Origin of the sequence: Halodesulfovibrio sp., assembly GCF_025210605.1 — a bacterium.
Classification (GTDB): Bacteria; Desulfobacterota; Desulfovibrionia; order Desulfovibrionales; family Desulfovibrionaceae; genus Halodesulfovibrio.
Genome location: NZ_JAOARI010000032.1, coordinates 67,142 through 87,985, shown reverse-complemented (window position 1 = coordinate 87,985; position 20,844 = coordinate 67,142). Strand labels below are relative to the sequence as shown.

Below are 20,844 nucleotides of genomic sequence, written 5' to 3'. Positions count from 1 at the left end.
CTTACTGAATTTACTTACGTCAAAATTAAGACTCTGAATCCCGAAACTATACCGCTCTAGTAGAAAACGTTATAGTAATTTTTAAATTTATACAAAAGAAATGTATTCCTGCCTTTATCGACATAATAAAGCACTGCATGAAGATATAGCATAAACACACATTCTATGTGTTGCGGGCATGTTAGTCTGTAGTGTAGCATGTCTATAGCAAAGCTAGTATCGTATTACCCTTTAGACACGCGACGGAGTAGATATGTTGTTTCCAATTGCCGGAATTGAAGTACATCCGTTGATTCCACCAGCAGTAGCTTTTGTTATATCCTTCTTTACTTCGATGAGCGGGCTCTCTGGCGCATTCTTACTTCTTCCTTTTCAAATGTCTGTGCTCGGATACACAAGTCCATCAGTAAGCGCGACAAATCAATTATTTAATATTATTGCTATCCCGAGTGGTGTCTTGCGTTACATGCGCGAAGGTAGAATGGTGTGGCCGCTCACATGGGCTGTTATTGCGGGAACTCTTCCTGGAGTTGCTATTGGAGCCATTATTCGCGTTGCCTACTTGCCAGACACTAAAGACTTTAAGCTGTTTGTCGGGTGCGTATTGCTTTACATAGGATACAGGCTTTTCAGTTCAGTGAAATTCAAGAAAACACAGGTTCAGCCGCAACAAATTGTCGGCGAAACAAAAATAGTAGAATTTTCCATAAAACGAATCTCATATACTTTTGGTACGAAAACGTTCTCTGCCTCTACTATCGGTATTTTTTTACTTACCTTTATGGTAGGTATTGTAGGAGGAATTTATGGTATAGGCGGCGGCGCTATTATTGCACCGTTTTTTATAACGTTTTTTGGGCTTCCTGTTTACACAATTGCCGGTGCATGCCTCATGGGCACTTTTGTAACATCCATTGCAGGAGTCGGAATCTATCAGGTGCTTGCTTTCCTATACCCATCACAAACTATTGCGCCTGACTATTTTTTAGGCATTTTGTTTGGGATTGGAGGAGTAGGCGGAATGTACTTTGGTGCAATGTGTCAAAAGTACGTGCCTGCTAATACGTTGAAAATAATCCTTATGCTTTTTATTCTAATAACATCTGGTAAATATATTTTTGAATATTTTTTTTAATTACGAGTACCCATAATGAATACGCAACCTCATGAAGCTCTTCCTGTCAGTCATCCTTATATTGACAGTTACTTGCAGTTCCTTCTTGTTACCCGTGGGTTATCTGAAAATACTCTTACATCATACGAAACTGATCTACGTAGCTTTCTACTCTTTTTGGAAGAAAAAGAATATCGAATTGAAGATGTTACAGATCAGTCTATTTTCCTCTATATAATGCATCTTCGTAGAGGCGGGTTGAATAGCCGTAGCCTTGCCCGACACTTATCCGCGCTACGCGGCTTTTTCCGGTACTGTTTTGATGAGAGCTACCTTAATGCCAACCCAGTGCAATATCTGGAAAATCCTAAGCTTCCTAAAACGCTGCCAGATGTCCTTTCTGTTGAAGAAGTTAAAGTGATACTTGAACAACCGGATACGACAAAAAAGCTCGGGTTCCGTGACCGTGCAATACTCGAACTGCTCTATGCTTCCGGTCTCCGTGTGACTGAATGCGTCACATTAAAACCGATTGACCTTGACTTACAAAGTGGCTTGCTACGCGTACACGGTAAGGGTTCAAAAGATCGCATTGTACCAATGCACAATGCCGCTATGCAGGTTTTACAACTTTATATGCGTGACTGGCGACCACACTTTGCGCCAATTGAAAATTTTGTTTTTCTCAACCGCTCCGGTAAAGGTTTGACACGGCAAGCAATATGGAAATTAGTTCAACGCTATGTGCTCAAGGCAGAAGTGCATAAAAGTGTCTCCCCGCATACATTCAGGCACTCATTTGCAACGCATCTTCTTGATGGCGGTGCAGACTTGCGTACAGTACAATTGCTGCTCGGACATACGGACATTTCTGCCACCGAAATATACACCCATGTTCAAGCTGACAGACTCCGTAAAATCCACAAGCAATTCCACCCCCGTTCAAGGATGTAAGTGTGAACGCTATTCCTAAACCACTTATTCCGGCTCCTGTCCTCATTACCGGTCACGCTAATGCAGACTTTGACTGCCTTGCTGCAATCGTCGCCGCAAGCAAACTTTATGACGATGCCGTACTCGTTTTTCCGGGTTCGCAAGAATCAAACCTTCGTAATTTCTTTATCGAAAGCGCAACATACCTTTTTAATTTCAAAAATGCGAAAGACATTGATTTTTCTACGGTTAGAACACTTGTCATTGTGGATACAAGGCAGCGCAGCCGAATAGATCACGTTGCTCCGGCATTAGAAAATCCTGATCTAGAAATTCACCTTTACGACCACCATCCAGACTCGGATGATGACCTTACAGCCACGTTCTCTGCGGTTAAGGCATGGGGTTCTGCTACGACCATCATCACCCTGCTGATAAAAGAAAAAAATATTTCACTATCACCGGAAGAAGCAACAATGCTAGGGCTGGGCATTTACGAAGATACCGGCGCTTTTACCTTCAATTCAACGACGGAAGAAGATTTTGAGGCGGGCGGCTGGTTGCGATCAAAAGGCATGGATTTAAACACAATATCCGAGCTTACAACCCGTGAGCTTACTGTTGAACAAATATCTATTCTCAACAGCCTGCTGGAATCTGCCACAACACACGACATTAACGGTATTCCTGTTGTCATAGCTGAAACCTCAGTGCCTCACTATGTACGAGATTTTGCGTTACTTGCACATAAAATGATCGACATGCAGCAAGTCAAAGTTCTATTTGCACTATGCCGCATGAATGATCGGGTACAAGTTGTTGCACGAAGCAAAATACACTCCGTAAATGTTGGACAAATTTGCCAGTCTTTAGGTGGCGGTGGACATAATTTTGCGGCATCGGCTTCTATAAAAAATAAGCCACTGTCAGAAGTCAAAGACGAGCTTTTCGGTCTGCTCTACTCTTCGATTCACCATGAAAAAACTGTGCGCGATCATATGACCGCGCCTGCTATATTTGAATACGAGACTGTTTCTATGTGCAGTGCAGAAGCAATCATGAACCGCTTCGGTCTGAAGGCAATTCCGCTGCTTGAAAGTAAACAAAATCCGGTTGTCAGCGGTTATCTCGAATACCAGACAGCGGTTCGCGCCTGTTCACACGGGTTAGGTTCAGCACCTGCAAGTACCTACATGCACAAAAAGTTTCAAACAGTAACACCTGATGACGATTTATACCCAGTGATGGAAATTATTGTCGGCAAACGGCAACGGTTGGTTCCGGTTGTCATCGACACACGGCTTATGGGTGTCATCACCCGCACAGACCTTATAAACACGTTAGTTGAAGAGCCTTCCCGCGTACCCGACAAGCTTTTTACGGACAAAACGAAAGAACGCAATGTACGCTCACTCCTGAGAGAACGTCTCCCAGAACATCATTTTGAGCTGCTATCTATGGCCGGAGAAATGGGCAACCGATTAAACGTTGCGGTCTATGTTGTCGGTGGATTTGTCCGCGACTTGTTGCTGGGACGTAAGAATCTTGATCTTGATTTAGTTGTTGAAGGCGATGGCATTGCCTTCGCCCAAAAGCTTGCAAAAAAGCTTGGCGGACGTGTACGTCAGCATACCAAGTTTAAAACCGCCATCATCATTTACAATAACGCAGCAGGAGAAGAAGAACGGCTTGATGTCGCCACAGCACGGCTGGAGTATTATGAACAGCCTGCTTCACTGCCGACGGTGGAACTTTCATCTATTAAGATGGACTTATACCGCAGAGATTTTACGATCAATGCACTCGCTATTCAGCTCAGCCATAATAAATTCGGGAAACTCATAGATTTCTTCGGAGCGCAAAAAGATATTCGCGATAAAGTTATTCGCGTACTCCACTCGTTGAGTTTTGTGGAAGACCCTACGCGCATTTTGCGCGCTATCCGGTTTGAAACTCGATTTGAATTTACTATCGGTCCACAGACGACAAAGCTCATCAAAAACGCTCTTCAGCTCAAACTGGTTACGAAATTAAGCGGCTCACGTATTTTTCATGAACTGCAATTGATTTTTGACGAAATCAGCCCACATCAATCATTAGTACGAATGCACGAATTCGGAGTTCTTGAAGCAATTCACCCGACATTGAAACTGACCCCAACTAAAAATGCGCTGCTAAGAGAGATTGAAAAAGTTTTAGAGTGGTATCGGATGCTGTACACAAAACCGTATCCGGAAACATGGATAATTTATTTGCTCGGGCTTACTTCAGCATCTGACGCTGAGTCTGTAGAAGAAGTCATAGAACGGCTTCACCTTACCTCTAGCCAGCACTCTGAATTCATGGAATTACGCGCTACGGTTAAATCAACAATTAATATTCTTAACAGAGCGCATCCGAAAAAAAACAGCCAGCTGTATAAAACGCTCACACCTATTCCACTTGAAGGTGTGCTCTATATGATGGCACGCACAAAGTTTGAAACAGTTAAAAAAGACATTTCATATTTTTTAGCGTACTTACGAAGTACGACATTGGAAATATCTGGCAAAGATTTACACTTGCTAGGATTTACACCAGGACCAGCATATGGAGAGGTGCTTAGAGAGACTCTTTTTGCTAAACTGGATGAAAAAATATCAACACGACAAGAACAACTTGATTTTGCATATCGCGCGTTAAAAAATAGGCAATAATAGACAGTTAGCGATAAAAACGGTGATTTAATCTACTAACTACAACAATTTGCATACTCTTTTTGCAACCTTAATCTTGCTCTTCCGCCGCTTCCCGTGTAAATCGGCAAGGGGTAATAATGATAGGAAGCAACCATTAATCATGCAACAATACCGCCCACGCATCGCAATTATTGGTTCAGGTACTGGCTCAAAGTCCATATGCAAAACTGCGTATGACATAGGCTTGTTGCTTGCACAACACGGATATGAGATTGTATGTGGAGGACTAGGCGGTGCTATGGAAGCTGCCTGCAAAGGCTCTTATGACGGAAATGGCGTCAGTATCGGGATATTGCCGGGAGCCGAACTTACAGCAGCAAACCCCTTTGTCACTGTTCCTATAGCAACGGGGCTTGGCAATATGCGAAATGCGCTTGTTGTAGGTAATGCAGCCGCTGTTATAGCAGTTGATGGAGAATGGGGAACGCTATCCGAAATTGCGCTGGCTATGAAAACCGGCAAAACAATTATTTCTATAGGACGCTGGAACAATTTAGACGGGGTTATCCCTGTTGCTTCTGCAAAAGAAGCCATTGCAACAGTTATACGCCTTTTCCCGACTCATTTTGAAAGCAATTAGGACATAACATGCAACATATGTGGGCGCCTTGGCGCATTGACTACATTTTGGGTCCCAAACCCGATACATGTGTATTTTGCATTCCTGAACACACAGACGAAGATGAAGAACGCCTCATCCTTTACAGAGGCGAAAAGAACTTCATCATCATGAATAAATATCCATATAACGTGGGTCACATTATGGTAATGCCGTATGAACATACGAATTGCATCACCAAACTTGCTGCAAATGTGACACACGAATTGATGGACTTGCTGCAACTGTCCACCACTATTGTCAAAAAAACATTTAACCCTACTGGGATCAACATCGGTCTCAATCTTGGCACTTCCGCAGGTGCTGGCATTCGTGAACATCTTCATTATCACATCGTTCCACGTTGGGATGGTGATTCGTCATTTATGGCAACGTTTGCTGATGTACGGCTTATCTCTGAACATCTTCAGGGAACTTATGCTAAATTGAAACCTCATTTTGATGCCCTGCCGTAGGGTGTGTAATAAGGAGTAGTCTATGCGTTTTATTAAGGTGCTTTTGCTTGTTGTTGTATTCTTCCTCTGTATGGTTTTCTTCCAGCAGAATACAGCAGAACTGTCTCAGGTTATCACTCTGAAGATTGATCTGCTGTACAAATCTTGGGAAACCATTCCACTTCCAATCTACTTTCTCATTCTGGGTGCTTTTGTTTTTGGTGCCTTTGCTGTTACTTTCTTCTTCATGCTCGAACGTGTTCGTCTCGGTTCCGCCGTTCGCAAAGCACGCAAGCAAGTTAAAAAACTTGAAAAAGAAGTAAATGCTCTTCGCACAAACCCTCTTGATGAAAAAGCAAATCTGCCTGAGATTGAGCCTGAATCTGAAGGTACCCCGGAAAAAGACACTGAGGCGTAAGCGCAACTTACGGAGGACAGCTGATGTCCATGCTGAGTCGATTGATTCCCACTAAACGGAAACCTGTTTTTGCTACGCTCGAAACACCACACGGTGAACGTGATACCAAAGAAACTATCGCGGAACTGTCAAGAGCAGTCCGCAATGACCCCGACGCAGTCGAGATTTACATAGCACTTGGTAACCTGTACCGCACTCAGGGTGATATTGAGCGAGCCGTACAACTGCGTAACAATCTTATTGCGCGTCCCGGACTTAATGAGGAATTTAGAGTTCGAGCTTTTCTTGAACTCGGTCATGACTACCGTCGTGGCGGCTTTATGGACAGAGCCTTACAATCCTTTGAACGTGCAAGAAAACTTGCTGGTGACACAGAAGAGATCCTTCAATCTCTCGCTGTTTTGTATGCAGAAGTTGGTAACTTTATTGATGCTTCAAAACTATACGGAAAACTCGGTCACAAGATTGGGCAATCCCACTATATGGTTATGCATGGAGAAGAGTTACTAGCACTTGGTCGTGAAAATGAAGCAAAAAAAGCTTTCAACAAAGCACTTCGAATATATAAAGGCTCTGTTGAAGCATGGATTGCCAGATTCACACTTGCTGCTCAAAAGTGCGAACACCGCAAGTGCAGTTCTATTTTAAAGGATGGATTAGCCAGCATTACTCCGAGTATGCGTTTCTTGTTGCTCGAACATATCTATACGTCTCTTGATGAATATGCAGCTTCTTGCGGCGATGACTTTGCCACTAAGCTATGCAACATAGTGGTTGAAGCTCTCGATACGCAAGAACCGGATATTATCCTCCAGTACTACTGTGCACGTTTCTATCTCTATGATGGAAATATTGAAGAGGCAAATGCATGGCTTGCTAAAACCATGGTGCTGAATCCTAATTTTTGGGCAGCCCGCATGGAGCTTTTAAGTTTTGCAATGAACGAGCAGCCCCTATCGCCAGTGTTCAAAAACCAGCTTGGCTTCTTTGTAAATCAAATTGGTAATGTTAAGCGTTTTGTATGCAGCCACTGTGGCATACGGCGCTTCGAAACATTTTACAGCTGCCCCAAGTGTCGAAATTGGCACACCGCGGCATTCAGAATTTATCTTCAGGACTAATCCGGCGGATAATTATACATGTTTCAGAAAATGGCGTTGTCTCTGGGCAACGCCATTTTTTACCTTTATATAAGCAGATAACAAAACGGTACCATGCCGCCCTGTCACGTTAACAATCAGACACCTAAATACATATGACTGCAAATCGTCCTCCAAAATTGACCCCGATGCTGGAGCAGTATCTCCACATCAAAGATCAATACCCACAATGCCTCCTGTTCTACCGCATGGGAGATTTTTACGAGCTTTTCTTCGAAGATGCAGAAATTGCCGCACGCGATCTTCAAATCACTCTTACGAGTAGAAGCAATTCTAACTCCGAATTTCGCATTCCAATGTGCGGCGTACCGTATCACGCTGTAGAAACGTACTTGCCTAAAATTTTAGCTAAGGGGCACAACGTTGCAATTTGCGAGCAAGTTGAAGACCCTCGCGAAGCGAAAGGACTTGTAAAACGAGAAGTTAAGCGCATTTTGACTCCCGGCACTGTGGTGGAAGATGTAAACCTGATTGCAAAAGGACATAACTTCCTTGGTGCCCTGTACTGGGATGCCAAAAACAATCAAGGTGGGCTTGCATGGGTCGATTACTCCACTGGTGACTGGTCAGGAATGCAGCTGAAAAAGCAAGCTGACCTATGGCAGTGGGCACAAAAAATGGGACCACGCGAACTCATTATTCCAGAAGAGCTTACCCCGCCTCCATCGTTTGCTCTTACAGAAACGATTGTTCTTAAAAAGCCGGTGAAAGCTTTCTTTGATTTGAAACGCAGCACCGAAAAGATTTTAGCCTCCCAAAACATCGCTGAGCTAGGTGCATTAGGGCTTGAAAAAAGCAACGAGCTTGTAAGATCATGTGGTGCTCTGCTCACATATCTCAAGCAAACACAAAAAAGCGAGTTGACACATCTTTCCAGATTCAAGCCACTGAATCTTTCTAAGCATCTTATCTTAGATGACATTACCGAGCGCAATCTAGAGTTGTTCAAAACTCTTGATGGCAGAAAGGGACTCGGAACCCTCTGGCAAGTTTTAGATCACACACTTACGCCAATGGGTGGTCGCCTTTTAGCGGAACGAATGCGGCATCCGTGGCGCGACATTACATCAATCATTGAAACGCAAAATGCGGTTGAATACTTTTTCGTTAACGACAATTTGCGCAAAGAAATCCGTACCGCACTTGATCTGGTATACGACCTTGAACGCCTCAGCACCCGTATCCAGTTAAACCGCGCTGCGCCTAAAGATTTTGTTGCACTACGACAAAGCATCGGCACGTTGCCTACTGTACGCGAAGTACTGTCAAAAGTTCAGGCAGGTTCCGACTATACTACCATGGACGAGGAACAACAGCTAACGCTCCCGCCGTGGCTCACTAAATTACTCAAACATTGGGATGACCTTGCTGATTATCACGAACTGCTCGACAAAGCATTTGTGGATAATCCACCGAACCTCATTACCGAGGGAGGTCTTTTCAAGCATGGATTCCATAACGAACTCAATGAGCTTATAGAGTTGAGCGAACATGGAGAATCCAAACTTGAGGAATTGCTTCAGTCCGAACAGGAAGCTACCGGCATTCAAAAAATGAAGCTGAAATACAACCGTGTGTTTGGATACTTTTTTGATGTGCCAAAAGGCTCCGTTGCAAACGTGCCTGACTATTTTGTACGCCGTCAGACTCTCGCAAACTCAGAACGCTATTCAACCCCAAAGCTTAAAGAGCTGGAAGAAAAACTCCTTGCCGCGACGGACAAGCGTAAGAGTCTTGAATACAAACTTTTCCAGAAAATGCGAGATACTATGGCGGAAGCCCGCTCCCGTCTGCTGTTTATGGCAGATTTACTCGCAGGATTAGATTACTGGCAAAGTCTGGCAGAAGCTGCACGCAAATGGAATTGGGCACGCCCTGCTTTGCATAATGAAACCCACATTTCAATTAAAGATGGTCGGCATCCTGTTGTAGAAGCTGTGCAAGGAAGTTCCAACTTTATTCCTAACGATCTGCGAGTGGACGACAAGCGTAAACTCCTTCTCATCACCGGTCCCAACATGGCTGGTAAATCTACCGTGCTCAGGCAAATGGCAATCATTTGCATTCTGGCGCAAATGGGTTCGTATGTCCCTGCGCGGGAAGCAACTATCGGCATTGCAGATAGAATATTTTCTCGTGTCGGAGCATCTGACAATCTTGCTCAGGGACAATCCACGTTCATGGTAGAAATGATGGAAACAGCGAGGATCTTACGACAGGCGACAAAACGGAGCTTAATTATCCTTGATGAAATCGGGCGTGGAACCTCAACATTCGATGGGCTTTCTTTAGCTTGGGCTGTTGTTGAGGAGTTGTGCCGCAAGTCGAAAGGTATCCGGACATTATTTGCGACTCACTACCACGAACTTACTGGACTTGAAGGAAAAATTGCCGGAGTCCACAACATGAATATCGCCATTAAAGAATGGGGCGGTGAAATTGTTTTTCTTCGCCGTCTTGTGCCGGGACCTTCTGACAGAAGCTATGGCATTGAAGTTGCGAACCTTGCAGGAGTACCTGCTAATGTTGTAAAAAGGGCAAAGGAGATTCTTGCGTTACTTGAAAGCAACTCTCAAGGCTCCAGCCAAACACAAGCAACAGCCATGGCAAGTCTGCTACCTGGTATGCCGGAAACTCCGGTAAAAAATAAAGCTGCAAAAACTCCACCTGTAAGCACAGAGCCTGTCGACCACCCTTTGCTTACAGCTTTGAAAGACCTTGATACTGACAACATGACTCCAATGGATGCTTTAAAACAACTTACAGAGTGGAAACTCTTGTGGGGAGAACAAAATGACGCCAATTAAGCGCCTTACCAGTGTAATGGCAGCCTGTGTATTAGTTATAGCCGTCGCTGGTTGTGGCTTTAAAAGTGATCCGACACCAGCTAGCTCTTCAGATTATTTTAAATGGAGTTCCATAGAAACATCTGTACAACCACCGTGCATAAACGTAAACGGCAAGCTCTCTGGCAATATGACGAACATTGATGAAATTCTCATCGAATTACAGAAAGCAGGCGAAGAGGCAGACTGCCCAGGCTGTCCTTTCCAATCAGATGAAGAATTTATTTTCTCACCGGGGGAATTGGGGCTTATCAGTAACAGCGGACAATTTAAGACCAGCATCTGCCCTACTCAAATTTCTTCGCTCTACCGTATGAAGGTTACAGCCAAAAGCAAATACTTCGGTATGCCTGATGCTGTTTCGAAAGAATACTTTATAGAAATGCCTTAGTCAGCAATCTACAGCAATTTAAAAAAGCGCCCTCAACAGGGCGCTTTTTTGTCACAACTTGTATTTGTACTTTTTCTCATTGATCCCCTTTCAGCTTGTGTTTATATATATCAACACAAGCTGAAAGGGCTTTGTTTACAGATAGTTTTAAATTGTATTCAAAAAGATATATGTAGCTTTTCCTTCTTATAAGATAGAACAATACATCAAAACAAATCTGTCACTCATAGCAGATTCAAAAATGATAATGATAAAAACGTATCCTAGTGCCTTGAGAGAACTATGATTGAATTTGAAGTCTTTTTTACTCGCGTCCGGCAAGCGACTTCAATTGCGACGCAACACGATTTGGCAAAAGCCCTTGGCGTAAATCGCTCTGCTATCACACAAGCTAAGCGAAGAAATTCTATTCCACAAAAATGGGTTCTGGCACTATCGCGTTCTTTTCAACTTTCTGCCGATTGGCTCGAATTTGGTGTTGGGAAGCCGGAGGTAGTGCCCACCTCCTTCGTGCAAGAACACACAGCCACCTGCACAGTTCCGAAGGTGTATGCAAGACTATGTGCAGGCGGAGGCTCTTTTGAAATAGAAGCTACTCCCATTGAAGAACATATTTTCAAGCAGTCATGGCTAGAAAAAAAGGGTACTCCTTCAGCAATGGTACTTATGGATGTAACTGGTGACAGCATGGAGCCGTTTATCTGCCAAGGCGATACTGTTCTTGTCGACCAGTCGCAAACGACGATTCATCCAAACACAATTTATGCAGTCGGCATTGAGGATTCCATTATGATTAAACGAGTTCTCACAACGCAGCATAACGTTACCCTTACAAGTGACAATTCAGCATACTCACCAATCGAACTGCAAGGGGATGAACTACTGTCCTTCCGCATTATCGGGAAAATAGTTTGGTCTTCTAGAGACTACTAATTTCAACAAAACCCTAGTGGTACGATTGAAACAAGCAACACGTCATCAATTCGCATCTCTAGCAACATCTCTAAATTTCACCTTGCCAGCTTATCTCAAAATTATTTGGCAAACCCTGTTAACTTTTATAAACAAAGAGGCTGTCATGCAAAAAAGATTTTGTACTTGTGGATTTGTTCTTTTGGTTAACTATGTGAAACAATCTGGGTTATGGACATACACAGTGCTTGATTCAAAAAGTCATCATCCACAAATTATATGTCCACATTGCCACAAGCCTCTGCATATAGATGCGCTACGCTAAACAAATGAGTATCTGCTGTAGAACTTGCTAAAATATCAGTGAAAAATTTATTTACATCACATAAAATCCTGTTCTCAGCAGATCGATTTAAAAAGTTATTTATTTCAAACAAATACATTGAACATTAAGTAAAACAATTCAATTAGGGTTCCAATTTTTCATGTAATTTGAAATTAAATATAAAAAAAATAAATTTTCTGCTTGACGAAACACAAGCTCCTCACTATACACGCTCTTGTTGCTGCTGCTGGGACGTAGCCAAGTTGGTAAGGCATCGGGTTTTGGTCCCGACATCCGCGGGTTCGAGTCCTGCCGTCCCAGCCAAACAACAATTCATCTTGAGAGTTCAAGATAAAAAAAGCCATCGATCAAATCGATGGCTTTTTTTATTTGCACTGTCCCGTCCTAAAAAGCTCACTGCAAATGAACTTATTATGGAAAAACTGTCTCGTCCTGAAACAAGCTTCCACCAAAGAAACTGTTAAACACACTTACAACGAGCAGGAGTATTGAGCGACAATTACGTTGTCCGGTTCGAACTTTAAATCTCCCCCTCTCAAAATACTCAGCTATTATTGGAGTCTACCCTATTCAGATTAGATTGCGACCAGCTACTCCAAAATGAATGTAACAAACCGCCCCACACTTGTTTGTCTTTTGGGTTATCAAAAACAAAGAGGTTACCCATAAACTGGATAACCTCTTATCTACTTCTAAATAGGGAAATATACCTAATTTAGTGCATAATAGTTTTTGAAAAGTAGTTAATCACACATACACCCAGAAGGATTAAGAACATTCCCAAAACAGCTGGAAGATCTGGAACTTGGTCATACAAAAAAATACTAACTAATGTGACCAAAACAATGCCTAATCCACACCATATAGCGTATGCCACACCTACAGACATTGTTTTAAGCACCATAGAAAAAAGATAAAAACTAGCGACATATCCAACGATAACAATAAGGCTTGGTCCCAACTTTGCAAAACCGTTTGACGCCTTTAAGGCACTAGTTGCTATAACTTCTAGCACAATTGCTGCAAGAAGATTTGCGTAAGCTGTCATAATATTTTTTCACAGATTATAGTTTGAGTCGAAGAAGTTGAAACTCACACGTCGATACACGTTCTCGCTTCAAGGGCATCTTACCTAAGCGAGAGTTGTATTAGAATATTTATAATTAGACAAGATGTCTTATCTTTAGGGACGTTGCGTCCTCTGGCTCAGAAAAACAGCAGCAAAAAATAGGATTCAAAAACAAAGGTAACGCACTCTCGCGCCTTACATTCCTTAATCATCAGTAAGCACTTTTCTCTCTACTCAACTACAAACAAAAACTCCCGCATGACACTGCCATGCGGGAGTTTATTTGAAATCACTAACGACTTATTACAGCCATTCGAAATAATCTTTCCAAGAACCTTCACGGTCTTTACGAAGAAGCTCTGCCTCTTGTTCAGCCTTTTTAAGGTAGGAAAGTCGAGCACGTTCTTTTACGTACTCTTGGAAGTCAGGAACGTCCTTAAAGTTCTCAAGTACAAACTTATAACGTTCGTATGCAGAACCGTAGCTTTCGCGCCGCCAGTAAAAATCTGCAACATAGACTTCATGCGCCGCCATAAGCTTTCTAGCTTCCTGCATCAATGCAGTAGCTTTTTCTGCATACTCCGTCCCCGGATATGACTCTTTAAGACGAGTAAGATACTCATATGCTTCTGCAACGTTGTCTTGCGGACGGTCGATTGAAACAAAGCTATCCATGTGCGCCTTTCCGATCTGGAACAATACGTACGGAATCGCTTTATGACGCGGATGCAATGATTCAAATTCCTTGTATGCATCCACTGCCAACAGATAATCTGCATCAAGGAAGTACGCATCCGCCAAAGAAAGTTCTGCTTCCACGGCATATGGGCTGAACGGATATTTATCTTTGAGAGTTGTGAAATACTCTTTAGCCTGTGCGTAATTTTTATCACGCATGGCATCGTTGCCAGCTTCAAATATTTCCTGAGCAGTATCCTCAGGTGGTGGAAGATAAAAATAGTCAATAATACCACAGCCAGACAAAACACTGAGCAGTGGAAGAATGGCTAAAAAACGAAGAAACTTTCTACGCATTGAGTTGTTCCAAATAGAGGAAAGCGGAGTTGGCTGCTGTGGCACCATCACCAACAGCAGTTGTAACCTGTCGACATTGTTTTGCCCTGCAATCACCGGCAGCAAAAATACCCGGCAAGTTGGTGCGCATTTCAATATCGGTCAAAATAAAACCTATCTCATCTGTTTGCAAACCTTCCGGCAGCAATTCTTTGTTTGGCTCATAGCCAACAAAAACAAACAGACCATCAACAGGAACTACTTCCTCTTTTTCTGTTTTCAAATTTTTTACAAGAACTCCAGTTAACCCATTTTCACCATGCAATTCTTTAACAATGGTGTTTTTAACAATTTCGATAACTGGAGAAGCTTTAATTTTATCCTGATAGTACTTTGCAGCACGGAAGCCTTCACGTCTGTGAATGAGATACAACTTTTTAACCAGCTTTGCCAGATAAAGAGACTCCTCCAAAGCGGAGTTTCCGCCACCGACAACAGCAACAGTCTGGTTTCTAAAAAAGTTACCGTCACATAAAGCGCAATAAGATACGCCTTTGCCTGTCAAAAATTCTTCATTGGGGAGACCAAGCTTTTTGTAACGGGCACCAGTGCAAATAATGATGGAACGAGCAATAATTTCTTGATCGCCCACTTTCAGTTTATTCGCGCCATGTGCATGCTGGAGAGAGGTTACCGGCTCTGTGTAGCGATCCAACTCGTATCCCTCAAGATGCTCTGCAAAAACATCTGCGAGTTCATAGCCTTTAATGCCTTTAGGAAAGCCCGGGTAATTCTCTACTTCCTCGGTCTGCAGAACTTGTCCGCCGGGCGTCAGCTTTTCAGCCATCGCCACTGTTACCCCCGACCTAAGAAGATAAAGGGCGGCCGTCATTCCAGCCGGACCGCCCCCGATTACAAAGCAATCGTATTTTTTCATTAGCCAAGAGCCTTCTTGGTAATCATATCTTGAATGCTGCTTTTAGAAACTGCGCCGGTTACTTGCTCGAGCACTTCACCATCTTTGAAAAGGATGATGGTAGGAATAGCACGAATGCCATACTTGCTTGGAGTACCAGGGTTTTCATCAACATTCATTTTTACGATACGAACCTGGCCTTCATATTCAGCAGCAAGCTCGTCGATTACTGGTCCCATAGCACGGCAAGGGCCACACCAAGGAGCCCAGAAGTCCACCAGAGCAGGAATCTTAGATTCGAGAATTTCAGCTTCAAAATTGCTATCTGTTACTTGAGCAGCCATTGTTCGCTCCTTTTTTACTAAACATTAAAAAATTGACCAGACGGTCATTGCGTTCAGAACTCAGCAAATATCTACAGGAGGTTGTATTTACTGAAAACTACAATTAGTAAGCCTGTAAGGCAGTGTCAAGAGTGAGTCAATTTTTCTCGCTCACTCTTCAATTTCTAACACAAACTATGCAGATAGTCCTGCGGAATCTTTCTACCACGAGGGATAGCGTCTAAATCCAGCCCGTGAGAGTACCCTTTTGCAACCAGTTGTTCACCCATATACGCAACCATTGAAGCGTTATCAGTGCACAAAGCAAACGAAGGCAACGTGAACGTAAGTTTATTTTTTTCTGCCACTTCCGCCATCGTTTCGCGAATCATACTGTTTGCAGCAACTCCACCGGCAACAATTATGCTCTTAACCGCATCCCCAGCTTCTTTTCGCTGGGTAATGGCACGTTGCATTTTAACCCGTAACGTATCCGCAACCGTAAAGTTGAAAGATGCGCAAAGTTCAGCAAGCTCTGCTACATCACGGTTTCCATTGAACAACTCACCTACATCATTCAAGCTCGGAAGCTTTAAGTGTGAATGAGCTTCAATATACAAATTCAATGCGGTCTTTAACCCACTGAAACTAAAGTTTAGATTTGTATTGTCAAGGTATGGTCGTGTAAATCGTTTCGTATCCGGCTCTGCAAGTTTGCCCAACTGGTCAATGTACTTGCCTCCCGGATATGGCATATTCAACATCTTTGCGACCTTATCAAAAGCCTCACCTGCGGCATCATCAAGAGTCTTACCTAGTTCAACAAAATCATCAGCTGCGCGGATGAGGAATATTTGGGTGTGTCCGCCGGATACCAGCAGCCCCAATGCAGGAAACTCAATGTCCTGTTCTAATCCTGCGGCAAGCAAATGTGCATGCAGGTGGTTAACACCAATCAGCTTCTTTGTTGTACCAGCCACAAGCCCTTTGGCAAAGCCGACACCAACCAGCAAGCTTCCGAGCAAGCCGGGACCTCTTGATACTGCAACATTATCTATTTGTTCTGCATCAATCCCAGTTTTGGCAAGTAAAGAATCGTATAAATGCCCTATCAGACGGTAATGTTCGCGGGATGCAATCTCTGGAACTACACCACCAAATAATGCATGAATATCTATTTGTGTCGAAATAACACTATCGAGCAGTTTTCCGTCCTGAACAAGTGCAAATGCGGTTTCATCACACGAGGACTCAATACCTAACGTTAACATACAACTATTCCATAGTCCGTATCATCACTACCAGCTATTCAGCTGTGCTACGTCTTTTGTTATAAATTTCTGCCACAGCTTCAACGTCATTTTTAGATCCAATGAAGAGTGGTACTCGTTCGTGCAGCTCTTCCGGCTGCAATTCTAAAATACGCTTAGTTCCGTTTGTCGCAGCACCACCAGCCTGCTCTGCAATATATGCAAGAGGAGATGCTTCACATAAATAGCGTAGCTTCCCTTTAGCTTTCCCCGGGTTGCGATTGTCCACAGGGTACATATAAATACCACCGTTGAGCAAACCTCTATGAAAATCTGCAACAAGGGAACCAATGTAGCGCGCGGAGTATGGCTTACCAAGCGGGTTGGCATCACCTTTAAAGTACTCGATAACCTCGCGAGTTGCATCATCCCAGTACTGGTAATAGCCTTCGTTTACAGAGTACACTTTACCTTGTTCTGGAATACGCAGGTCTGGGTGGGAAAGCAAAAACTCACCAACACTAGGATCAAGCGTAAAGCCATGCACGCCATCACCAGTAGAGTATACAAGCATGGTAGAAGGACCATACAGGAAATACCCCGCGGCAACCTGCTCAACACCACTCTGCAAGATATCACCAAGTGTTACATCATTATTGGATGGGGATTTGCGGCGTAAAATTGAAAAAATAGTACCGACGTTTACGTTAACATCTACATTGGAAGAGCCATCAAGTGGATCGAATATTAGGATATATTCTCCCTGCTTGTACTGCGCAGGAATACGCAAAAAGTCTGCATTCTCTTCAGAGGCAATTGCACATAATACACCGGTGCGTTCCATGCGGTGGATGAGAACACGGTTAGCATATGCATCCAGTTTCTGAACCTGTTCACCCTGAACATTGATTTCGCCAGTTGCTCCGAGAATATCGAGCAACCCTGCTTTGTTCATCGTTTTAGAAATGGTTTTTGCCGCCAAAATGAGGTCATAAAATAGTGCAGTAAATTTACCAGATGCATCAGGAGTTTTGGTTTGATGCAATAAAAGATGTTCTGTAACGGTTACTTGGCGCATGGTGTACTCCTAACTATCTATGAATAAAAGTTAATTCATTCATAGTACAATGGAACTAGGTTTTGTCAATTACCCGTAAATATAATGCAGCTGGTCCGAACCAACTTTATATATTCTACCAGCAGGTTTCTGACATAAAACGAGTACCTGCACTGAAAAAATCAATGCAGGTACCCTTTTCTTACTAATTATTCATGAAGCTGTTTGCTCTATGCATAATGCACCATAGAGTCAAACTGTTTATTGTAAAGTCATTCATCTATGCAATAAGATGCGTTAACTAGCAGCTTGATCTGTCGCAGTTCCAAACACCATTGGGATGTTGCCGATATACTGAACAAGCCAAGTGTATGATGTACCACTTTCTTCAAAAACGCCGTAGCTGTCTTCACCAAGCATTTGCTTCCAGTCAATTTGCGCAAATGGAGTCTTTTCAAACTGGTATTTTCCACTCCACAGCACTTTTTGATTTGCTATAACAACAAGATTTTCTGGATTTGGCGAAAGTTCTACGAGGTTGCGAGCATCAAAATGCGCCACAACTAATCCACGCATTTCATTATCCACAAAAAACGGCATAGCTACATATGCTTCATTGCCAAGTGGAGTTTCATCTACAAAGCCACGTAATTTGCGGAATCCATAATTTTTATCTTCTTCAAGAAGCGGTGCAACATTCAAAGGCTTCATGCTGACAGTTGGACGCTGCATAAGCACTTTGCCCTCAATATTTACAACAGCAATACCTGAAAGCCACGGAAAGCGCTTCATGGTACTATCAATCCACGCAATATCTGGAAGAACATCTTTTGCGTCAATCGTACGCACAAACTGTTCAAGCTCTTCCCCAATCGGGGTGTACATAACAGCCAAATTTTCCTCGACTGTCATAACGTCTACTTTATCAAACTTGAGTTCAGCAGGGGTGTTCACATAGGCGTTGTAATACCCTTTAGTTTCGCGCCAAGTATTATTTACACTTTGCTTACAGCCAGTTACCAACACCAGCAGCGCGCACAACGCAACACCACATCTCAATGAATAACGCAATACAATCTCCTGAAACTAAAAAACTACGAAGCCCGGGCTTCCAAACGTTCTGCAAGCGCTTCAAGCGTATGAACTATTCTATCTTTGCTTGTTGCAGTATCAGCCTTTTCTGGTGCAGAGTTATTTCGTGCATCCAGAATATCTGATCGAAGCTCTGTAATTTTTTCTAATTCTTCTCTGCTTGTTACTTGCTCTGTGAGTTCATCACAGATCTCAAGAGCCCCTTTCAGATCACCCTGATCTGCTAAAATACGCGCCATAGATAAGGTGCGCTCTGAAATGGATTCTCCCCCTTCCATGGTGCCGTCAAACGCAGTCTCCTGTTTGCGTATCAGCGGAATCTCACCTTCCAATTCTGCTAAGCTTTTTAATTGAGAAGTTTCATGCGGTGAAGCACTTGGTACTGCCATTTCCACAAACTCTTCTACCGCAGGTTCTTCGCTAGCCACGCTCTCTGGAGAAGGAGCAGCTTGTTTTGCCGGTTCAGGGCGACAAGCCAGATAATTTTCAGCGTTTTCTTCCAGACAAGCCTGAAGCCCTCTATCTATAACATCACGCCAAGTGATTGGAGCTTCTTCAAACGCAGCAGCAAGAAAGGTCATAGCAAGGGCAGCATCTTGAGAACCGGGTTCCGCAGAAAGCAGCCCTGCCCAAATTTTCCAAAACTTGGGATATCGCTTAAGGATTTCTCCAAGAGCCCCTAGTTCTGAATCAATCTGCTCAAAATCTTCAACCCGTTCTAAACAATTCAGCAACAGCAGCCGAGCTTCAAAATGCTCAGGATGCCGTTCTAAACCTGATTTCAGAACAGAAACGGCTTCTATAAGATCCTTTTCTTTTACAAGGAGTCGCGCAAGTGGAAAGAACACCTTAGAACCAGGATCGAGTTCCAACACTTCCTTATACCACTTAATTTTTGCTTGAATCATTCACGCACTCCAACAGGAATCTTTATTTTGCTATCAGGAAAAATATACAATATCTCGTTACTCTTAACAAAACCAAGGCGAGCTCTGATAATTTTCTCAATATACTCAGAGTCGCTCTGCAACAGTCGTATTTCATGACTTAACTGATACGCTTTTTCATCAAGCTTGTTTTGCTGTTGTGTAAAAGCGTATGTATCGGCTTTAAGCGCCTGATAATTCCCAAGCCCATTGTCACCTACAAACAAGTAAGTAATAAGGGCAAGGTTAAGCAGTACGGATAACGCCAACAGAATTCGTTTTACTAACATAGTTACTGTAAAAAACGTCGCTTTTCAGCAGTGACCTTTACATGTGACATAGGGAACTGCAGCTCTTCTAAAAAGTTTGCTGTTGCAGATTCGATGCGGACAACATCATCTTCAACCAGTTCCATCTCATTGATTCGCTCAATCAGCATTTTTAACATACTGAATTCATCGCGCAAATCATGACTTAACTCTATGTCATCAAGATCAGGTTCCAGCTCAAGAATTGTATGCAGGCAATTACGCAACCTGCTTTTCAATTCTTCAAGTTCTTTCATGTAGTTTCCTTGCGAGTCTGACATAAAAGGAATGTACTTTTTGCCATATTGTCTCAGCAGCAAATGTTACTTTTTATTGTCCTGCTGCAACCAATTTCTGTAGAAGCCAACAAGATAGTTGCCCCCAGAAAATACCGTCAGGATAAGTGCAATGTAAAGAAGTATTTCACCAACAACGGCAACATCATACCCGAACAACGGGTAGTGAATAATCATAGGTGAAAGTGCAAGCATTTGCATTACCGTTTTCATTTTACCGTACTTATCTGCGGCAATAACAATGCCTTCATCAGAAGCCATTGCGCGTAACCCTGTTACGATAAGTTCTCTACAGATGATAGTAATCACCACCCACGCTGGTGCCCAACCAAGTTCCACAAGCATAATAAGCACTGATGAAATCAACAACTTATCTGCAAGTGGATCAAGAAATTTGCCAAAACTTGTCACCATGCCTTCACGGCGTGCAACGAATCCATCTATTAAATCAGATATCGATGCAAGAGAAAAAAGTAAAAATGCAAGTAAGCATGTGGTCTTGCTTGGGAAGTACAGTAGTACTACTACAAACGGAACCAACAAAATCCTAAACATGGTAATCTTGTTCGCCAAATTAAACATGTGTGCTCTACCTCTAGCTGGTTTTTTCAAGATAACGCTGTGTACCACAGTTCATACGAGGTGCAAAGACTGCCAAGACACCAAATTATAATATATTGAT

The 20,844-nt window shown here is 43.0% G+C and carries 21 protein-coding genes and 1 tRNA gene; 11 read left to right on the top strand and 11 right to left on the bottom strand.

What is annotated here, in order from left to right; translation table 11 throughout:
* Positions 1-253: 253 nt before the first annotated feature.
* From N4A56_RS12705 to N4A56_RS12655, 11 genes are all read left to right on the top strand, one after another.
* Positions 254-1,135: a sulfite exporter TauE/SafE family protein gene (locus tag N4A56_RS12705; RefSeq protein WP_295547776.1), complete on the top strand. Its 882-nt coding sequence runs from the start codon at positions 254-256 to the stop codon at positions 1,133-1,135.
* Positions 1,136-1,150: 15 nt separating this feature from the next.
* Positions 1,151-2,068, top strand: a complete 918-nt coding sequence (gene xerD, locus N4A56_RS12700; RefSeq protein ID WP_293669510.1) for a site-specific tyrosine recombinase XerD — start codon at positions 1,151-1,153, stop codon at positions 2,066-2,068.
* Positions 2,069-2,070: 2 nt separating this feature from the next.
* Positions 2,071-4,743: a DHH family phosphoesterase gene (locus N4A56_RS12695; protein ID WP_295547774.1), complete on the top strand. Its 2,673-nt coding sequence runs from the start codon at positions 2,071-2,073 to the stop codon at positions 4,741-4,743.
* A gap of 142 nt (positions 4,744-4,885) precedes the next feature.
* Positions 4,886-5,365 carry a TIGR00725 family protein gene (locus N4A56_RS12690; RefSeq protein WP_295547772.1) on the top strand — a complete coding sequence of 160 codons (480 nt, stop codon included), beginning with the start codon at positions 4,886-4,888 and terminating at the stop codon, positions 5,363-5,365.
* A gap of 8 nt (positions 5,366-5,373) precedes the next feature.
* Positions 5,374-5,859: an HIT domain-containing protein gene (locus tag N4A56_RS12685; protein ID WP_293669515.1), complete on the top strand. Its 486-nt coding sequence runs from the start codon at positions 5,374-5,376 to the stop codon at positions 5,857-5,859.
* Between the two features lie 22 nt (positions 5,860-5,881).
* Complete coding sequence (locus tag N4A56_RS12680) at positions 5,882-6,256, top strand: LapA family protein (RefSeq protein ID WP_293669517.1); 375 nt, start codon at positions 5,882-5,884, stop codon at positions 6,254-6,256.
* Between the two features lie 29 nt (positions 6,257-6,285).
* The gene (locus tag N4A56_RS12675; RefSeq protein WP_295547768.1) at positions 6,286-7,377 is read left to right on the top strand and encodes a tetratricopeptide repeat protein; all 1,092 of its coding nucleotides are present in this window, start codon (positions 6,286-6,288) and stop codon (positions 7,375-7,377) included.
* 134 nt (positions 7,378-7,511) lie between these two features.
* A complete protein-coding gene (gene mutS, locus N4A56_RS12670; protein ID WP_295547765.1) occupies positions 7,512-10,223 on the top strand; it encodes a DNA mismatch repair protein MutS in 2,712 nt (903 codons plus the stop codon).
* Complete coding sequence (locus N4A56_RS12665) at positions 10,210-10,653, top strand: hypothetical protein (protein WP_295547763.1); 444 nt, start codon at positions 10,210-10,212, stop codon at positions 10,651-10,653. The genes mutS and N4A56_RS12665 overlap by 14 nt, the downstream gene beginning before the upstream one ends.
* A 282-nt stretch (positions 10,654-10,935) precedes the next feature.
* Positions 10,936-11,586, top strand: coding sequence for a S24 family peptidase (locus N4A56_RS12660; protein ID WP_295547761.1), 651 nt, complete (start codon positions 10,936-10,938; stop codon positions 11,584-11,586).
* A gap of 552 nt (positions 11,587-12,138) precedes the next feature.
* Positions 12,139-12,214 (top strand) — tRNA-Gln (locus N4A56_RS12655).
* Between the two features lie 412 nt (positions 12,215-12,626).
* Here the strand turns inward: N4A56_RS12655 and N4A56_RS12650 are convergent.
* The 11 genes from N4A56_RS12650 to pgsA form a co-directional block, all read right to left on the bottom strand.
* Complete coding sequence (locus N4A56_RS12650) at positions 12,627-12,959, bottom strand: multidrug efflux SMR transporter (RefSeq protein WP_293669524.1); 333 nt, start codon at positions 12,957-12,959, stop codon at positions 12,627-12,629.
* A gap of 324 nt (positions 12,960-13,283) precedes the next feature.
* A complete protein-coding gene (locus tag N4A56_RS12645; protein WP_295547760.1) occupies positions 13,284-14,015 on the bottom strand; it encodes an outer membrane protein assembly factor BamD in 732 nt (243 codons plus the stop codon).
* A complete protein-coding gene (gene trxB / locus N4A56_RS12640; protein WP_293669528.1) occupies positions 14,008-14,931 on the bottom strand; it encodes a thioredoxin-disulfide reductase in 924 nt (307 codons plus the stop codon). The genes N4A56_RS12645 and trxB overlap by 8 nt, the downstream gene beginning before the upstream one ends.
* The gene (gene trxA / locus N4A56_RS12635) at positions 14,931-15,254 is read right to left on the bottom strand and encodes a thioredoxin (protein WP_020001787.1); all 324 of its coding nucleotides are present in this window, start codon (positions 15,252-15,254) and stop codon (positions 14,931-14,933) included. The genes trxB and trxA overlap by 1 nt, the downstream gene beginning before the upstream one ends.
* 164 nt (positions 15,255-15,418) lie before the next feature.
* Positions 15,419-16,504 (bottom strand): tRNA (adenosine(37)-N6)-threonylcarbamoyltransferase complex transferase subunit TsaD, encoded by a 1,086-nt coding sequence (tsaD, locus tag N4A56_RS12630; RefSeq protein ID WP_295547755.1) that lies wholly within the window; start codon positions 16,502-16,504, stop codon positions 15,419-15,421.
* A 34-nt stretch (positions 16,505-16,538) separates the two neighbouring features.
* Positions 16,539-17,561, bottom strand: coding sequence for a class 1 fructose-bisphosphatase (gene fbp, locus N4A56_RS12625; protein ID WP_295547752.1), 1,023 nt, complete (start codon positions 17,559-17,561; stop codon positions 16,539-16,541).
* Between the two features lie 276 nt (positions 17,562-17,837).
* A complete protein-coding gene (locus N4A56_RS12620) occupies positions 17,838-18,611 on the bottom strand; it encodes a hypothetical protein (RefSeq protein ID WP_293669536.1) in 774 nt (257 codons plus the stop codon).
* Positions 18,612-18,634: 23 nt separating this feature from the next.
* Positions 18,635-19,540 (bottom strand): hypothetical protein, encoded by a 906-nt coding sequence (locus tag N4A56_RS12615; protein ID WP_293669538.1) that lies wholly within the window; start codon positions 19,538-19,540, stop codon positions 18,635-18,637.
* Entirely contained in the window at positions 19,537-19,848 is a 312-nt protein-coding gene (locus tag N4A56_RS12610; RefSeq protein ID WP_293669540.1) for a septum formation initiator family protein, read from the bottom strand. The genes N4A56_RS12615 and N4A56_RS12610 overlap by 4 nt, the downstream gene beginning before the upstream one ends.
* A 2-nt stretch (positions 19,849-19,850) precedes the next feature.
* Positions 19,851-20,123: a hypothetical protein gene (locus N4A56_RS12605; RefSeq protein ID WP_293669541.1), complete on the bottom strand. Its 273-nt coding sequence runs from the start codon at positions 20,121-20,123 to the stop codon at positions 19,851-19,853.
* 66 nt (positions 20,124-20,189) lie between these two features.
* Positions 20,190-20,744 carry a CDP-diacylglycerol--glycerol-3-phosphate 3-phosphatidyltransferase gene (pgsA, locus tag N4A56_RS12600; protein ID WP_295547748.1) on the bottom strand — a complete coding sequence of 185 codons (555 nt, stop codon included), beginning with the start codon at positions 20,742-20,744 and terminating at the stop codon, positions 20,190-20,192.
* Positions 20,745-20,844 lie beyond the last annotated feature (100 nt).

Coding starts and splice junctions, on each gene's coding strand:
- pgsA (WP_295547748.1), bottom strand. CDS start 20,744: ATGTTTAATTTGGCGAACAAGATTACCATGTTTAGGATTTTGTTGGTT.
- N4A56_RS12605 (WP_293669541.1), bottom strand. CDS start 20,123: ATGAAAGAACTTGAAGAATTGAAAAGCAGGTTGCGTAATTGCCTGCAT.
- N4A56_RS12650 (WP_293669524.1), bottom strand. CDS start 12,959: ATGACAGCTTACGCAAATCTTCTTGCAGCAATTGTGCTAGAAGTTATA.
- trxA (WP_020001787.1), bottom strand. CDS start 15,254: ATGGCTGCTCAAGTAACAGATAGCAATTTTGAAGCTGAAATTCTCGAA.
- N4A56_RS12660 (WP_295547761.1), top strand. CDS start 10,936: ATGATTGAATTTGAAGTCTTTTTTACTCGCGTCCGGCAAGCGACTTCA.
- N4A56_RS12690 (WP_295547772.1), top strand. CDS start 4,886: ATGCAACAATACCGCCCACGCATCGCAATTATTGGTTCAGGTACTGGC.
- tsaD (WP_295547755.1), bottom strand. CDS start 16,504: ATGTTAACGTTAGGTATTGAGTCCTCGTGTGATGAAACCGCATTTGCA.
- fbp (WP_295547752.1), bottom strand. CDS start 17,561: ATGCGCCAAGTAACCGTTACAGAACATCTTTTATTGCATCAAACCAAA.
- N4A56_RS12680 (WP_293669517.1), top strand. CDS start 5,882: ATGCGTTTTATTAAGGTGCTTTTGCTTGTTGTTGTATTCTTCCTCTGT.
- xerD (WP_293669510.1), top strand. CDS start 1,151: ATGAATACGCAACCTCATGAAGCTCTTCCTGTCAGTCATCCTTATATT.
- N4A56_RS12615 (WP_293669538.1), bottom strand. CDS start 19,540: ATGATTCAAGCAAAAATTAAGTGGTATAAGGAAGTGTTGGAACTCGAT.
- N4A56_RS12705 (WP_295547776.1), top strand. CDS start 254: ATGTTGTTTCCAATTGCCGGAATTGAAGTACATCCGTTGATTCCACCA.
- N4A56_RS12675 (WP_295547768.1), top strand. CDS start 6,286: ATGCTGAGTCGATTGATTCCCACTAAACGGAAACCTGTTTTTGCTACG.
- N4A56_RS12610 (WP_293669540.1), bottom strand. CDS start 19,848: ATGTTAGTAAAACGAATTCTGTTGGCGTTATCCGTACTGCTTAACCTT.
- N4A56_RS12665 (WP_295547763.1), top strand. CDS start 10,210: ATGACGCCAATTAAGCGCCTTACCAGTGTAATGGCAGCCTGTGTATTA.
- N4A56_RS12645 (WP_295547760.1), bottom strand. CDS start 14,015: ATGCGTAGAAAGTTTCTTCGTTTTTTAGCCATTCTTCCACTGCTCAGT.
- N4A56_RS12685 (WP_293669515.1), top strand. CDS start 5,374: ATGCAACATATGTGGGCGCCTTGGCGCATTGACTACATTTTGGGTCCC.
- mutS (WP_295547765.1), top strand. CDS start 7,512: ATGACTGCAAATCGTCCTCCAAAATTGACCCCGATGCTGGAGCAGTAT.
- trxB (WP_293669528.1), bottom strand. CDS start 14,931: ATGAAAAAATACGATTGCTTTGTAATCGGGGGCGGTCCGGCTGGAATG.